The organism is Pseudomonas sp. ASL3 (assembly GCF_056680425.1).
On the sequence record NZ_CM155281.1, the window covers coordinates 1,785,827 to 1,799,766 of the forward strand.

Below are 13,940 nucleotides of genomic sequence, written 5' to 3' on the forward strand. Positions count from 1 at the left end.
ATCCGATGAAAACACTGGCCAAACTTCCCGTCACTATCGTTACCGGCTTCCTCGGTTCGGGCAAAACCACCTTGCTGCGGCACATGCTCGACAACGCCGAAGGGCGGCGGATTGCGGTGATCGTCAACGAGTTCGGCGAGCTGGGCATCGACGGCGAGATCCTCAAGCAATGCACCATCGGCTGCACTGAAGAAGAAGCCAACGGCCGCGTGTATGAGCTGGCCAACGGCTGTTTGTGCTGCACCGTCCAGGAAGAGTTCTTCCCGGTGATGCGCGAATTGGTCGCCCGTCGTGGTGATCTGGATCACATCCTGATCGAAACCTCCGGTCTGGCACTGCCAAAACCCTTGGTGCAAGCCTTTCAGTGGCCGGAAATTCGCAACGCCTGCACGGTGGATGCGGTGATTACCGTGGTCGACAGCCCGGCTGTATTGGCCGGCACCTTCGCCGCGTTTCCGGATCAAGTCGATGCACAGCGCAAGCTCGACCCGAACCTGGACCATGAATCACCGTTGCACGAGCTGTTTGCCGATCAATTGGCGAGCGCCGATCTGGTCATCCTCAATAAAGCCGACATGATGGACGCCGCCGGTCTGGCTGCGGTCCGCGCTGAAGTCTCGGAAGAGTTGCCACCTGCGGTCAAAGTGATCGAAGCCAGCAGCGGTCGCTTGCCGATCAACGTGTTGCTGGGTCTGGGTGCCGAGTCCGAGCAGCACATCGACAGCCGTCGTACGCACCATGACCATCACGAAGGCGATGACCATGACGACCATGATCATGACGCGTTCGATTCAATCTCGATCAAACTGCCTCAGACCGACGAAAGCCTGCTGCTCGACGCCCTGACGCAATTGGTGGTGCAGCACGGTATTTTGCGGGTCAAGGGTTTCGCGGCCATCCCTGGCAAACCAATGCGTTTGCTGATCCAGGGCGTGGGCACGCGTTTCGACAAGCATTTCGACCGCGCCTGGCGTGCCGATGAAGAGCGGGCGACCCATCTGGTATTGATTGGTCAGGAACTCGACGCCGGTCTGCTTGAAGCCCAACTGCGCGCAGCGATTGCCGGCTGACCCATGCACTTACTGAGAACGCAGCCCGGCGGTTTTGTACCTGACGACAGCATCGCTGATTTGGGGCAAACCCCCGCCGAGTTGGTGATTCTCTGTAGCGGCGATTCACACTTGGCGTTGCTGGCCGAGGCAGCGCAACAGTTGCCTGAGGATTACCCCAGCCTGCGTCTGGCCAACCCGATGCAAGTGCAGAACCATGCTTCGGTGGATCTGTATGTCGATCAGGTGCTGCGGCATGCCAAGGTGATCCTGATCTCCCTGCATGGCGGCATTGGTTATTGGCGTTATGGCGTCGAGCGGCTGGTGGAGCTGGCCGGGCGTGGTGTGCAACTGATTCTGGTGCCGGGCGATGATCGGCCGGATCCGGAACTGAGCGGCTTGAGCAGCGTGGCGGCTGAAGAGGGCGAGCGGCTTTGGCATTTCCTGCGCCAGGGCGGCATGCACAATGCCCTTGAGTTGTATCGGTGTCTGGCGAGTCGTTGGCTGGGTCGCGATTATCCCTGGGCTGAGCCGCAGACCTTGCCGAGGACCGCGATCTACCATCCGCACAAGGCCAATGCCGAACTGAATGACTGGCAGGCTGAGTGGCAGGCCACTCAGCCTGTTGTGGTGTTGTTGTTCTACCGATCCCACCTGCAAGCGGCCAACACCGGTTTTGTTGATGTGTTCTGCGCCCGTTTGCAGGCTCAGGGTTTGAATCCTTTACCCATCGCGGTCGCCAGCCTGAAAGAACCGGGCTGTTTGACGGTGGTGGAAGACCTGCTCGATCACGTCCAGGCCGAACTCATCCTGAATACCACCGGCTTTGCACAGTCCAGCCCGGAAGCGCCCCATTTGCGGCCATTCCGGCGCAATGTCCCGGTGATTCAGGCGATTTGCGCCCAAGATAACGAGCCGGCCTGGCGCGCCAGCGAGCAAGGGCTGGGCCCACGGGATCTGGCGATGCACATCGCCTTGCCAGAACTGGACGGGCGCATTATCAGCAGGCCCATCAGCTTCAAGGACCTGGCCTGGCACAGTGAGCGCAGCCAGTCCGATGTGGTCTGTTATCGCGCTCAACCCGAGCGCATGGACTTTGTCGCCGAACTGGCGCGACGCTGGATCGACCTGGCGCGCCTGCCCAATCAGCAAAAGCGTGTCGCGCTGATCCTCGCCAATTACCCCACCCGCGATGGCCGCATCGGTAACGGCGTAGGTCTGGATACCCCTGCCGCTGCGCTGAATATTCTGCGGGCCTTGCACGCCGAGGGTTATCCATTGGCGCCCTTGCCCGAGAGTGGCACTGCGCTGATTCATGCGCTGCTCGGCGGGGTGACCAATGATCTGGACAACATCGACCTGCGCCCGTGCCAGCAAAGCATGGGGCTGGACGAGTATCTGGCCGCGTTCAATGACTTGCCGCCGACCAATCGCGAGGCAGTGATCGCGCGTTGGGGCGAGCCGCAGGTCGATCCGATGTTTCGCTCCGGGCGGATGATGGTCGCCGGGCTGCGTTTTGGCCTGACTTTCGTCGGCATTCAGCCGGCACGGGGGTATCAGGTGGACGCCAGCGCGGTCTATCACGACCCGGATCTGGTGCCGCCCCATGGTTATCTGGCGTTCTACTTCTGGTTGCGCAAGGCCTACGGTGCCCATGCCGTAGTGCATGTGGGCAAGCACGGCAACCTCGAATGGCTGCCGGGAAAAGGTGTCGGCTTGTCGGAAAGCTGCTGGCCGGACGCGGTGTTGGGCGCGATGCCGAACATCTATCCGTTTATTGTCAACGATCCGGGTGAGGGCGCCCAAGCCAAGCGCCGCACCCAGGCAGTGATCATCGACCACCTGATGCCGCCGCTGACCCGTGCCGAGACCTACGGCCCGCTGCGCGATCTGGAGGTGCTCGCCGACGAATATTACGAAGCGCAATTGCTCGACCCGCGCCGCGCTGGCGAACTGCAACGGGACATCCTCAAGCTGGTGCGTGAAACCCGAATCGATCGCGAACTGCAATTGGACGAACAGCTCGGCGATGGTGATGCCGCGCTTTGGTTGCCACGTCTGGATACCTACCTGTGTGACCTGAAGGAATCTCAGATCCGCGATGGCCTGCATATCTTCGGCGAATCGCCCTGCGGCCGTCTGCGCATCGACACCTTGCTTGCGCTGCTGCGGATTCCCCGGGGCGATGGTCGTGGCGCCCAATCGAGTCTGTTGCGTGCCCTCAGCAAAGCCTTCGAACTGAATTTCGATCCTTTGGATTGCGTGTTGTCTGACCCTTGGAGCGGTCCGCGTCCGACGGTATTGCTCGACGTCAGTGAGGAACCCTGGCGCACGGCGGGCGATGCGCGCGAGCGACTGGAACTGTATGCGGCGTGGTTGATCGAGCAGGTCCTGGCGCAAACTCCAATCCGTGAGTTGACTGAAAACAATGAGTTAACGCTTATTCTTCAGAGTCTGAGCGAAGTTGTCGCGCCACGTCTGGACGCTTGCGGTCCCGCAGAAATGCAGGGTTTGCTTGACGCTTTGAACGGTCGATTCGTCCCGGCAGGACCCAGCGGAGCCCCCAGTCGTGGTCGTCTGGATGTACTGCCTACCGGGCGTAATTTCTTTTCAGTGGACGTGCGCAATCTGCCGACCACCACCGCTTGGCGCATCGGTTTTCAATCCGCGAACCTGCTGCTGGAGCGGCACTTGCAGGATCATGGCGATCACCTGCGTCAACTCGGTCTGTCCGTCTGGGGTACTGCCACCATGCGCACCGGTGGCGATGATATTGCCCAGGCCATGGCCCTGATGGGCGTACGTCCGGTCTGGGCCACGGGCAGTCAACGGGTCGATGATTTTGAAATCCTGCCCCTGAGCCTGCTCGACCGGCCTCGGGTCGATGTGACGTTGCGTGTCTCGGGGTTTTTCCGGGATGCGTTCGCCAACCTGATTCGGTTGTTCGACGCGGCGGTACAAGCGGTGGCCGCCCTTGATGAGCCAGATGACCTCAACCCGCTGGCGGCCAAGGTGCGTGAAGAGCGTCAGCAGTTTGAACGCAATGGTTTGAGTGCCGACGATGCAGCACGTCAGGCGGGCTGGCGGATCTTTGGTGCCAAGCCGGGTGCGTATGGCGCGGGCGTGCAAGGCGCGATCGATGGACGCCTGTGGCAAAGCCGTGACGACCTGGCTGAGGTCTATCTGAACTGGGGTGGTTACGCGTATGGAGGGGCCGATGAAGGCACCCCGGCGCGGGACCGTTTTGCTCAGCGGCTGACTCAGGTTCAGGCAGTGTTGCAGAATCAGGACAACCGCGAGCATGACTTGCTCGATTCCAACGACTATTACCAATTTCAGGGTGGCATGCTTGCTGCCGTGGAGAGCCTCAGCGGAAACAAAGCCGCCAGCTATCATGGCGATAACAGTCAGCCGGACTTGCCAAAAATTCGTACCCTCAAAGAAGAATTGAATCGGGTCGTACGCGCGCGCGCGGCCAACCCGAAGTGGATCGAGGGGGTCAAACGCCACGGCTACAAAGGCGCATTCGAAATGGCTGCAACCGTGGATTTCCTGTTCGCCTTCGATGCCACCACCCAATTGATCGATGATCATCAATACGCGCTGCTGGCCGATGCTTATCTGCTTGATCCATCGACTCGCGAGTTCATTGAGCAGCACAACCCTGATGCCTTGCGCGATATGACCGAGCGCATGCTTGAAGCTCAGCAGCGGGGGCTTTGGCAAGAACCGGGCGAGTATCGCCAGGCGCTGGAAAACCTGTTGCTGGATATAGAAGAAAATTGATGACTGTTGAGAGACGAGCATGAGCGATATCCCGCATTTCCCGTTGGCTGCGGTAGTGGCTGCCGATGAGCTGAAGCTGGCGCTGTGCCTGACGGCCATCGATCCGAAGATCGGCGGAGTGTTGATCGAAGGCCCGCGGGGCATGGCCAAATCGACCCTCGCCCGCGGTCTGGCCGATTTGCTGGCCAGTGGGCAATTCGTCACGTTACCGCTGGGCGCGACCGAAGAGCGTCTGGTCGGGACACTGGATCTGGACGCCGCACTGAGTGAAGGTCGGGCGCAATTTTCCCCTGGCGTGCTGGCCAAGGCCGATGGCGGGGTGTTGTATGTCGATGAGGTCAATCTATTGGCCGATCATCTGGTCGACCTGCTGCTCGATGTCGCCGCCAGCGGAGTCAACGTTGTGGAGCGCGATGGCATCTCCCATCGGCACCCGGCGCGTTTCGTGTTGATTGGCACCATGAATCCGGAAGAGGGTGAGTTGCGCCCGCAACTGCTCGATCGCTTTGGTTTGAACGTGGTCTTGAGTGGGCAAACCGCCCCGGCCGAACGCGGGCAAATCATTCGCCGACGACTGGATTTCGATGCCGACCCCGTGGCGTTCTGTGAGCAATGGGCGACACAGCAGGAAGCATTGAAACAGCGCTGCGAACAAGCGCGGGCGCGGCTGCCGAGCATCGCTTTGGATGACCAGGCGCTTGGACAAATCACCGAGCGCTGTTTTGCCGCCGGGGTGGATGGCATGCGTGCGGATCTGGTCTGGTTGCGTGCCGCGCGAGCCCATGCGGCCTGGCGCGGTGCTGGGGAGATCGTGACCGAGGATATCGATGCGGTCGCCGAGTTTGCCCTGCGCCATCGTCGCCGTAACGAGACTCCACGCGCGGAAGCTTCGCCGCCGCAGGCTCCGGATCGGACCCCGTCCGCCAATACAGCCAGTACAAAAGCAGCTGAACAACATGAGAGCCAGAACGGCGGGCAGGGCAGTTGGGGCGAATTGCCCGCGCAAGCAATGCCTTCCGGCATTCGTCGAGAAGTGCCGAGCTGGCCAAAAAAGCCCTAGGCATCCGCCCTCGTTCGACACTGGGGGCGGATGCCACGCCCCGACCAGGCAGACTCAGTGGCGGCAGAACCGGGGCCACACGGGCCGTTGCCGACGGTGCCATCTGTTGGTTGCCGACCCTGTTGCGCGGACGACCGAAAGCGCGCAAAGACCTGATCCGCAGGCCGCGCAGCAGTCGTCCTCAGGAGCTGTGGCTGGTGATTGTCGACGCATCGGCCTCGACCCGGCGCCATCAAGCTTTGAGCCAGGCCAAAGGTTTATTGAGCCAGCTGTTCGATGATGCCTATCGTCAGCGCGTTCGCCTGGCATTGCTCACCGCCAGCGGCCATACACCGTGCTGGCAACACCAAGGCCTCAAAGCGTCGGCCGCACTGCAACCCTGGCTAAACGCATTGGGCGCGGGTGGCGGCACGCCGTTACTCGCAGCCCTTGAGCAAGCTATGTACTGGCTGATTTTGCGGAAAAAACGTCATCCCACTGAACAGCAACGTCTGCTGCTGTTGACCGATGGCCGTGTGAAGGATTTGCCTGTCTTGGCGGAGCTTGATTGCCCAAGCTTGTTGATTGATATCGAACAGGGTCCGATTCGCTTGGGGCGAGCAGTGCAATTGGCTTCAGCGCTGGGGGCTGAGTATTGCCATATTGACTCGTTGCCTGTCAAACCTGTCGGCCGTCAGTGGTGACGGCCGTATCAGGCCATATTGTGTCGGGCTTTATGCAGGCATGGTCCAGGGCTTGAGGCTGTAACCTTCCCGGCTGATTTCTGCCCGGGCCTGCTCCAACAGACTTTCCAGCTGCGCCGGGTCGCGATAAGCGCTGCTCGGGATTTGCTTGTGTCCGATACGGGTATTGGTGCGGTCGATGACGCTCAGGCTGAGTTCGCCGTTACCGTCCTGCGGAGCCCAGGCGACGCATTGAAAAGGTTCAAAAGCGTGGCCGACGATCAAAAGTGCTTCGTTAAAGCGCAGTGGGGCGTTCATGGGTGTTCCTCTCCGTGCCCAAGTAAGTTGAATCACCGACGGGGGGGCTTACCGTTCGGCTGGTTACTAGTACTGATGACACAAGAGGGGGGGTAAGTCACAACACTGTGTAAAATATTTAATAATTTTTCTGTGGCGACGCCAATCGCTGACAACCCCGTATCTCCGGGCACGCCGTAGAGTAGAACCAAGGTGCATAATTAGTAAGTTGCAACGTTGAACCAATCCCGAGTGCCACTGTCAGCACTTTTTGGCATGACGCTTATAGTTAAACGGTACAAGGGTGTGTCAAATTTTTGCTAATGTTACAACCGGGTTAGCCAACTTGCTGTTTCTAAAAAGAATTCTAAAAAGACTTCTAAATAACTGGCGCCAAGGAATCGCTATGCATGAATCGGCTCCATTACGTCGCCTGCTGGTTGTTGATCCTTGCGACGACTGTCATCGCTTGATTCCCGTCCTGCGCGAAGCGGGTTGGGATGTGGACAGCAGCACTCTGGAGTCGGCCGCTGAACGTACCTGTGACGTCGGTTTGCTTCGCCTGATGCCTTATCACGTTCAACACCCCGAAGCGGTCAAGGAGTTGATCACCCGTAGCAATACCGAATGGATTGCGGTGCTTAGCCCCGATGATTTGCGCCTGCAAAAGTTTGGTGATTTTGTCTGTGAGTGGTTTTTCGACTTCCATACCTTGCCATTCGATGTTTCCCGCGTGCAAGTTACTCTCGGCCGGGCTTACGGCATGGCGCGTCTGCGCGGTCAGGGCACGGTCCATGTCCGTGAAGTCGAACACGAGCTATTGGGTGAAAGCCGACCCATTCGCGAATTACGCAGATTATTGAGCAAGCTGGCGCCCACTGAATCGCCGGTATTGATCCGGGGCGAGAGCGGCACGGGCAAAGAGCTGGTGGCGCGCACGTTGCACCAGCAGTCACAGCGCAAAGGCAAGCCGTTTATCGCGATCAATTGCGGTGCCATTCCTGAGCATCTGATTCAGTCCGAGTTATTCGGCCATGAGAAAGGTGCCTTCACGGGGGCTCATCAGCGCAAGATCGGACGGATCGAAGCCGCCAACGGCGGTACGTTGTTCCTTGATGAAATCGGCGATCTGCCACTGGAATTGCAAGCCAATCTGCTGCGGTTTCTTCAGGAGAAACACATTGAACGAGTTGGCGGGCGTGAGCTGATTGCCGTCGACGTTCGTGTGCTGGCGGCCACCCATGTCGACCTCGAGGCGGCCATTGGTCAAGGGCGGTTTCGCGAGGATCTGTATTACCGCCTGAATGTCTTGCAAGTAGGCACCGCGCCATTGCGTGAACGGCACGGTGATCTGGCAATGCTGGCCAATCACTTTGCGCACTTTTACAGTCAGGAAACAGGTCGTCGTCCGCGCAACTTCAGCCAGGATGCGCTGGTTGCCATGGGCAAGCATGACTGGCCGGGTAACGTCCGCGAGTTGGCTAACCGGGTACGCCGTGGCCTGGTGCTGGCCGAAGGGCGGCAAATCGAAGCGGTTGACCTGGGGTTGGTCGGTCAGCAGGAAATCAGCACCCCCATGGGCACCCTCGATGACTACAAATCCCGTGCCGAGCGTCAGGCGTTGTCTGATGTGTTGAATCGACACAGTGATAACCTGAGCGTCGCCGCCAAAGTACTGGGGGTGTCGCGGCCGACTTTCTACCGGCTGCTGCACAAGCATCAAATTCGCTAAGTTGGTTATTTAGGCTAACGCTAATTGCCCCAAAGCAAAGCCCGCGATCATCGCGGGCTTTGCTTTGGGGCAACGGTGAGTTGAGGAATCAGAAGTAATACGGGAATTTCAAGCTGAAGGTGAAGTCCGGTGCATCGTTGGTCAGGCCAATGGAAAGGTTGGGCACGATGGTCAGTTTGTCTGATACGGCGAGGGTCATGCCAACGTTGAAGTACCCCGCATTGGCATCGCTGTTGGCGACCGTTTGCCAGCCCGTGCCATCGTCTTGATTGATCTTGCTTTTCATCGCGATCAGATCAGACACCGAAAACGACATACTCATCTTCTCGTTCAAGGCGAAGGCGATACCGGCGCCGATCTGGAACGTGTCGCCCAATTTGACTTTGCCGGGGACTGTGACGCCTTGAGTAGGGCTGATATCGCTGTATGACTCTTGCATGTTGTAGGTATAAGCGATGCTGCCGAACAGCACGGCAGGGTCGATGGTCTTGATCAGTGAGAGGCCAGGTGTAATGGACCATACGCCGTTGCCGGTCGGCAGGCTTTCAGGCGTAAACAGATTGTCGTTCTGACTGGATTTTACCAGCTTGATACCGTAGGGGTTTTTGCCGGTAGGCGTCTTGAGTCGCAGGGTAAAGATCGCATCCGGTGAGTTGGCGGTTTCATCGAGGAATTTATAAGCGACCCCGAAGTTGACATCGCCCAGGGTCGGGTCGCGTTTGACATCGACCTCGGAGATGGCGCTCGTCGAGTTACCGGCCCCGGCCGAAGAGTAAGTGGTGTCCCGGTAGATAACGGGCACGTTGACATCAAACTGCCAACGCTGATTCAAGTTGTAGCGTCCGGTCAAATCCAGGGTCCAGTTGTCGGACTTGATCTGGTCGACGCCGATATTGCCCAGGAAAATCGAGTCCAGCGCCAGAAAACCGTTGAGGATCAACTGGTGAGTGTCGTAGTGGGTGTAGGTGAGGCCGGTTTCCAGGCTGAACTTGCCTCCGCCGAAAAATCCGCTGGCCTCGTCATACAGGTTGGTTACGCTTTGTGCCGGTTGCGAATCATCTTTGAGTGACTGGCCGTAAGAGCTGCCTGAGTTCGAGCCTGCGGCGTTGCTCGCGGCGGCGACAGTACTAGCCGGTGAACGCACCAGTCGTTTGGGCTGAGGCGTCGCCGGCTGGTCTTCGACCTGACGAACCCGTTGTTCAAGCACCATCAGTGCTTTTTGTTGCACTTCATAGCGTTGTTTTAATTCCACAAGTTCTTGTTTCAGTGTCTCGATATCAACATCTGTTGCAGCCTGAATAAGCGTCGTTGGCAACAGCGCACTAAAACACAGAACTGTGCGAAACGAGAACGATCGAGACATATCGAGAACCATCCGTGTTAGCTGTGTTATGAGACAGAGCGTAGATCAATATCCTACCGATCGGAGACTCTTTAGCTGATCCAGATTGGTATTCAGCACACCCGCGGAGGGCAGGTCGTTTCTTAGCACAACATTCAATTGTGTCAAGTTTTGAACTTGATTTCCTGCACCGATCAGGTTGACAGCCTGCATCACTCCGCCCGAAGCAATAAGCTGCATGGCGTTGCCCTGGTTGTTATTGGCTTGAATGGCCAACTGCACGCCACCATTGACGGACGAGACTGACAGATTGCCAGCTGCGTTGGACCCGCTGATCGTCGAACCGCTGCTCAGGGCCTGACCCTGATTGGCCGCCAGAGCAGGTGCCTGGCCGTTTTGTTGGACGTTGATATCAACGTTGTTGTAGGCGCTGTTGCCATCGCCGGCCGTGCGTGTGCTTTGCGTGACCCCCTGAACAGTATTGAGGCCCGCGCCACCGGTGATTGAACCGTTGCCGTTAGTGGGCGTCGAACCATTGCCTTTCTGATTGATGAGCGAGACATAGAATTGAGGTTTGATCGTGTTCTGTTGAATTTGCAGCGTCGTTTTTGCACCCAGGACATCGCCCGCGGCATTTTGCCAAGTGCTTGTCATGGACATGCCGAAATAGACGATACCCCCCGGCATCACATAGCGGCCGCGCAATTGGGACAGTTCTTGATCCTTGAGTTCGATCGGTTTGAACACCGACGTGGCATGCGTCGGCAGACTAGCGGCCAGGCAAGCGGCGGCTAGCCAGTAATGAATTTTCATGTTCGGGCTCCCGGTGCCACTTTATTATTAGAAGAAGTCACTTTGCAAAAAGCCAAACTCCATCAGCTCTGCATCCTTGACTGGGCTGAATGCATCGACGCGACCTTTGGCTGTTAATGGCGCTGGCGGATCGAGCAGGGCGTTGCGTTTGTCGTACCCTGGGCCGATCACCGCGAAAATAATGCCGTTCCAGCCTTTGACGAAGTCCTCACGCGAGTAGCGTTTGTGGCCGAGCACTGGATCTCCGATGTACACCCAATCCTTTTGGGTTTTTTGCAGCACGACGAAATGCTTGTAGCCGCGAATTTCCATCAGCACCACGACCGGAATGGTCAGGCGGTCCAGACTTTCCGCAGGAATGCGGTAGCCTCGGGCACGCATGCCGATGCTTTCCACGTAGCGTTTCATATCGAGCATGGAGAACCCCTGTGTGCGCACAAGGTCCTGGTTCGCGGTGAGGAGCATGCCTTCGATGAGCTGGTCTTCAGTGACGTCCAGCCAGTAGGCCTGACGCAACACGGTGGCCAGCGCGGCAGCGCCACAGCTGAAATCGGTCTTTTGCTCCACCAGGTCACTAAAGCGCCGTTCGCGCATGCTCTGGACGTGCTTGTAGACCAGGTTTGAGCCCGGCAAACCGGGGATCGCCATTTGGCCGGCTTGTGTCAGACCGGCAATCAACAATAGGCAGAACAGGGCGGTACTACGCATGGTCTTTACGCCTTAGCCTTTTGAGGGCCACGTCAGCAAAGTAATACTTCCAACACGGCTTGGAAAATGGGGCTCTCTTGCGAGAGCCCCTGATTACCGTCGCACTTACATGCAGGTTTTGCAGCCTGCGGCGATGGCCAGCGAGTTGCTTTGTTGGTTGCCAGTACCCGCCGAAACGTTGGCGCCGACATTGCCCGACACATTGTTCAGGGAGTTGCTGAGGGTAGCGCTGTTCATCACAGGGTTTGCCCAACCACTTGGGGTCATCACCTGCCAGGTCGCTACGCCACTCAACACCACATTGCCGCTTTCGGTGAAGGCTAGTTTGTTAGTGTTATTACGGTCGTCGCGATCACCACGGTTGTCATTGTCAGCAACGGTACCTGTACCTGTACCTTTGTAGCTGCCGGTTACAGCAATGGTGGATTTGAGGGTGGTGGTGGTGTAGGTACGGTCAGCATAGTTGTTGACGGTGGTGTTGTTGGAGGTTTGATTGGCAGTAGCCCCGGCTCCGGCCACGTGACCGCCAGACACCGCGATTGCCAGGTTGTTTTTCTGTTGGTTGTAGTCGCCAGAGGTCACGTTTATACCAATGTTGCCGGAACTGGTATTGGCCGAGTTGCTGAGGGTGGAGGTGGTGTGGCTGCCCCAGTTGTTAGTCGCGTTATTGTTATTGTTCTGGGTTGCACTGGTGACAGCGGCAGCACTACCGAAAATGAAAGCTTGATCGGCAGTTGCGATGGCTGCAGCGTTGTCCTGTTGGTTAGCGCTGCCGGCCGCGGCGTTGATCCCCAGGTTGCCGTTGGAGTTGGAGCCCGAGGCATCGACCTTGGCAGAGTCTTGAGTGCCTTGGTTGAGGGTCGAGTTGCCGTAGCTGTTTTGTGCATCAATTACCGCTGCAATAGAGCCTGCAGCGACCACAGGGCTAGGATCATGGTCGTGGCGGTCTTTATCACCGCGTCCTTCCGAGTGTGCCGCTACAGCCATGATCGCTGCCAGTGCGAAGACCAGAGGCTTGATTGCCATTGTAGGTTTCATGGTGTTTCTCCATTCTTATTAGATAGTTAAGTGTTGGAACGTTGTACCGCTTCGGGTCAATTCGAGACCCGTACGCTCAGGGTGTTGACCGATTGGTTTCCCACCCCGGCGCTCTGGTTTAACTGAACGACCCCACGACTACCGGTGAAGGCCTGGTCGCTGGTAGCGACCTGGCGATTGCCAGGGGAATGTCCCGTTGTGCCGGAGCCTTGCAACAGCGCCACGTTTTGCTGTGAGAGGGCGCTGTCGTCTATGCTTTGCGGCTGGACACTGTTGCCCAGGCGCACTGCGTTGATTTGTTGGTTATTGGCGCCGGATGACTGGTTGACCCCCAGAATCCCGCTGCCATTGCTGAATGCGTTGCCTTCGATGGCTGACCGCGAGTCTCGTGCAGGGTCGGCTCGGGTATTCAGTTGCTGACGGTATTGGCCAGTGGCCTGAGCGTCAGCACCGATGGCAATGGCGCGACCATTGACTTGTTGTTGTTGATCGCCAGCAGCCTGGTTCACGGAAACGTTGCCTTGATAATTCTGGCCGGAGCTACCGATGACGGCTTGATCAACCACCGGGCTGTTGGAGTCGGCCAGCGCCGCGCAGGAGCAGAACATCGCCAATAGCAGGAGTGAGCGAGTCATTTCATTTCTCCCGTCATCATGTGCAGCGGTGCCAGGCCCTGGGAGATGCTATTGGTGATTGTTCCGGCTATGCCGCCGGTGGCACCGCCCGAGTGAGCGGCATCCAGTCCTGGCAGCCCCCGGTCGACCGAATCCAGACCGCGCAGGGTGCCGCTGGGCATCAACAAGTGATTGATGGTTGCGCCGCTGGTGACACTGGCGAAGTCGCCGTCTGACAACTCGCCACCACTCAATGCCCCGGTGACCTGGCTGGAAACGTTGGCATTGACGGTGGTGGGGTTCGGGTCGGGACGCATCAACGGGCGGGTGGCGACGTGGGGCTGAACGGTTCGCTGAATGACAATGACACCGTCGCCAGCGGCAAGTACGGGGAGGCTGATGGAGGCGGTGCTGACGCATCCGATCATCACAAGACCCAATATGCCTTTTTTGAAACTCCCCATGACTGCTCTTCCTTATTTGATGCACTGGCCCTAATCAGCGATGCATGAAGGAGAGCAGAAGCTGTGCCGCTTTCTATTTTTCTATATGAATCAAGTTGTTGCGGATGCGGGCGATCAAGATTGCAACACCTATGTAACGATGCTGAGACAGAGTCAATTGAATGGAGGAGTGGCTGTACGTGCGGTCACGCAGATAATTGACGTGCCGGGCACTTGTGTCAGTGGCTTAACAGATAGGGCGATAAATCAGCAAACCTCTCTGGCTCAGCCTTTTCCCGGTAGGGGGGTGTTTCATAAGTGGACACTTTAGCGACAGAAACCTGTCATTGCGCAATTTACTGCGCACTCAATAGCTGACTGACGGCTGTCAATACG

The 13,940-nt window shown here is 57.9% G+C and carries 12 protein-coding genes; 5 read left to right on the forward strand and 7 right to left on the reverse strand.

Going from position 1 to position 13,940, the window contains the following annotated elements; genetic code table 11:
* Window positions 1-5: 5 nt before the first annotated feature.
* Genes cobW through AC1MEE_RS08105 form a run of 4 tightly spaced genes read left to right on the forward strand, consistent with a single transcriptional unit; the run spans window position 6 to window position 6,578 of the window.
* Window positions 6-1,070, forward strand: coding sequence for a cobalamin biosynthesis protein CobW (cobW, locus tag AC1MEE_RS08090; RefSeq protein ID WP_480414821.1), 1,065 nt, complete (start codon window positions 6-8; stop codon window positions 1,068-1,070).
* A gap of 3 nt (window positions 1,071-1,073) precedes the next feature.
* Window positions 1,074-4,835 carry a cobaltochelatase subunit CobN gene (cobN, locus tag AC1MEE_RS08095; RefSeq protein ID WP_480414822.1) on the forward strand — a complete coding sequence of 1,254 codons (3,762 nt, stop codon included), beginning with the start codon at window positions 1,074-1,076 and terminating at the stop codon, window positions 4,833-4,835.
* 19 nt (window positions 4,836-4,854) lie between these two features.
* Window positions 4,855-5,895 (forward strand): magnesium chelatase ATPase subunit I, encoded by a 1,041-nt coding sequence (locus AC1MEE_RS08100; protein WP_480414823.1) that lies wholly within the window; start codon window positions 4,855-4,857, stop codon window positions 5,893-5,895.
* A 20-nt stretch (window positions 5,896-5,915) separates the two neighbouring features.
* Window positions 5,916-6,578 carry a vWA domain-containing protein gene (locus tag AC1MEE_RS08105; protein ID WP_480416179.1) on the forward strand — a complete coding sequence of 221 codons (663 nt, stop codon included), beginning with the start codon at window positions 5,916-5,918 and terminating at the stop codon, window positions 6,576-6,578.
* A gap of 30 nt (window positions 6,579-6,608) precedes the next feature.
* On the opposite strand, the gene AC1MEE_RS08110 is transcribed toward AC1MEE_RS08105, so the two are convergent.
* Window positions 6,609-6,875 (reverse strand): hypothetical protein, encoded by a 267-nt coding sequence (locus AC1MEE_RS08110; RefSeq protein ID WP_480414824.1) that lies wholly within the window; start codon window positions 6,873-6,875, stop codon window positions 6,609-6,611.
* A 385-nt stretch (window positions 6,876-7,260) separates the two neighbouring features.
* Between AC1MEE_RS08110 and AC1MEE_RS08115 the strand changes: the two genes are divergently transcribed.
* Window positions 7,261-8,586 (forward strand): sigma-54 dependent transcriptional regulator, encoded by a 1,326-nt coding sequence (locus AC1MEE_RS08115; RefSeq protein ID WP_480414825.1) that lies wholly within the window; start codon window positions 7,261-7,263, stop codon window positions 8,584-8,586.
* Between the two features lie 88 nt (window positions 8,587-8,674).
* Here AC1MEE_RS08115 and AC1MEE_RS08120 read toward each other — a convergent pair whose 3' ends face one another.
* From AC1MEE_RS08120 to AC1MEE_RS08145, 6 genes are all read right to left on the reverse strand, one after another.
* A complete protein-coding gene (locus tag AC1MEE_RS08120) occupies window positions 8,675-9,949 on the reverse strand; it encodes a hypothetical protein (protein ID WP_480414826.1) in 1,275 nt (424 codons plus the stop codon).
* A gap of 45 nt (window positions 9,950-9,994) precedes the next feature.
* Window positions 9,995-10,741, reverse strand: a complete 747-nt coding sequence (locus AC1MEE_RS08125) for a hypothetical protein (protein WP_480414827.1) — start codon at window positions 10,739-10,741, stop codon at window positions 9,995-9,997.
* Window positions 10,742-10,768: 27 nt separating this feature from the next.
* Window positions 10,769-11,449 (reverse strand): C39 family peptidase, encoded by a 681-nt coding sequence (locus AC1MEE_RS08130; RefSeq protein ID WP_480414828.1) that lies wholly within the window; start codon window positions 11,447-11,449, stop codon window positions 10,769-10,771.
* A 105-nt stretch (window positions 11,450-11,554) separates the two neighbouring features.
* Complete coding sequence (locus AC1MEE_RS08135; RefSeq protein WP_480414829.1) at window positions 11,555-12,487, reverse strand: heme utilization protein; 933 nt, start codon at window positions 12,485-12,487, stop codon at window positions 11,555-11,557.
* Window positions 12,488-12,543: 56 nt separating this feature from the next.
* Window positions 12,544-13,122, reverse strand: a complete 579-nt coding sequence (locus AC1MEE_RS08140; protein WP_480414830.1) for an adhesin — start codon at window positions 13,120-13,122, stop codon at window positions 12,544-12,546.
* Window positions 13,119-13,565: a hypothetical protein gene (locus AC1MEE_RS08145; protein ID WP_480414831.1), complete on the reverse strand. Its 447-nt coding sequence runs from the start codon at window positions 13,563-13,565 to the stop codon at window positions 13,119-13,121. Before AC1MEE_RS08145 ends, AC1MEE_RS08140 begins: the two co-directional genes overlap by 4 nt.
* Window positions 13,566-13,940: the final 375 nt, after the last annotated feature.

Bases quoted from the DNA above. Each gene is read 5' to 3' on its own strand.
- cobW (WP_480414821.1), top strand. From the start codon at position 6: ATGAAAACACTGGCCAAACTTCCCGTCACTATCGTTACCGGCTTCCTC.
- cobN (WP_480414822.1), top strand. From the start codon at position 1,074: ATGCACTTACTGAGAACGCAGCCCGGCGGTTTTGTACCTGACGACAGC.
- AC1MEE_RS08100 (WP_480414823.1), top strand. From the start codon at position 4,855: ATGAGCGATATCCCGCATTTCCCGTTGGCTGCGGTAGTGGCTGCCGAT.
- AC1MEE_RS08110 (WP_480414824.1), bottom strand. From the start codon at position 6,875: ATGAACGCCCCACTGCGCTTTAACGAAGCACTTTTGATCGTCGGCCAC.
- AC1MEE_RS08115 (WP_480414825.1), top strand. From the start codon at position 7,261: ATGCATGAATCGGCTCCATTACGTCGCCTGCTGGTTGTTGATCCTTGC.
- AC1MEE_RS08120 (WP_480414826.1), bottom strand. From the start codon at position 9,949: ATGTCTCGATCGTTCTCGTTTCGCACAGTTCTGTGTTTTAGTGCGCTG.
- AC1MEE_RS08125 (WP_480414827.1), bottom strand. From the start codon at position 10,741: ATGAAAATTCATTACTGGCTAGCCGCCGCTTGCCTGGCCGCTAGTCTG.
- AC1MEE_RS08130 (WP_480414828.1), bottom strand. From the start codon at position 11,449: ATGCGTAGTACCGCCCTGTTCTGCCTATTGTTGATTGCCGGTCTGACA.
- AC1MEE_RS08135 (WP_480414829.1), bottom strand. From the start codon at position 12,487: ATGAAACCTACAATGGCAATCAAGCCTCTGGTCTTCGCACTGGCAGCG.
- AC1MEE_RS08140 (WP_480414830.1), bottom strand. From the start codon at position 13,122: ATGACTCGCTCACTCCTGCTATTGGCGATGTTCTGCTCCTGCGCGGCG.
- AC1MEE_RS08145 (WP_480414831.1), bottom strand. From the start codon at position 13,565: ATGGGGAGTTTCAAAAAAGGCATATTGGGTCTTGTGATGATCGGATGC.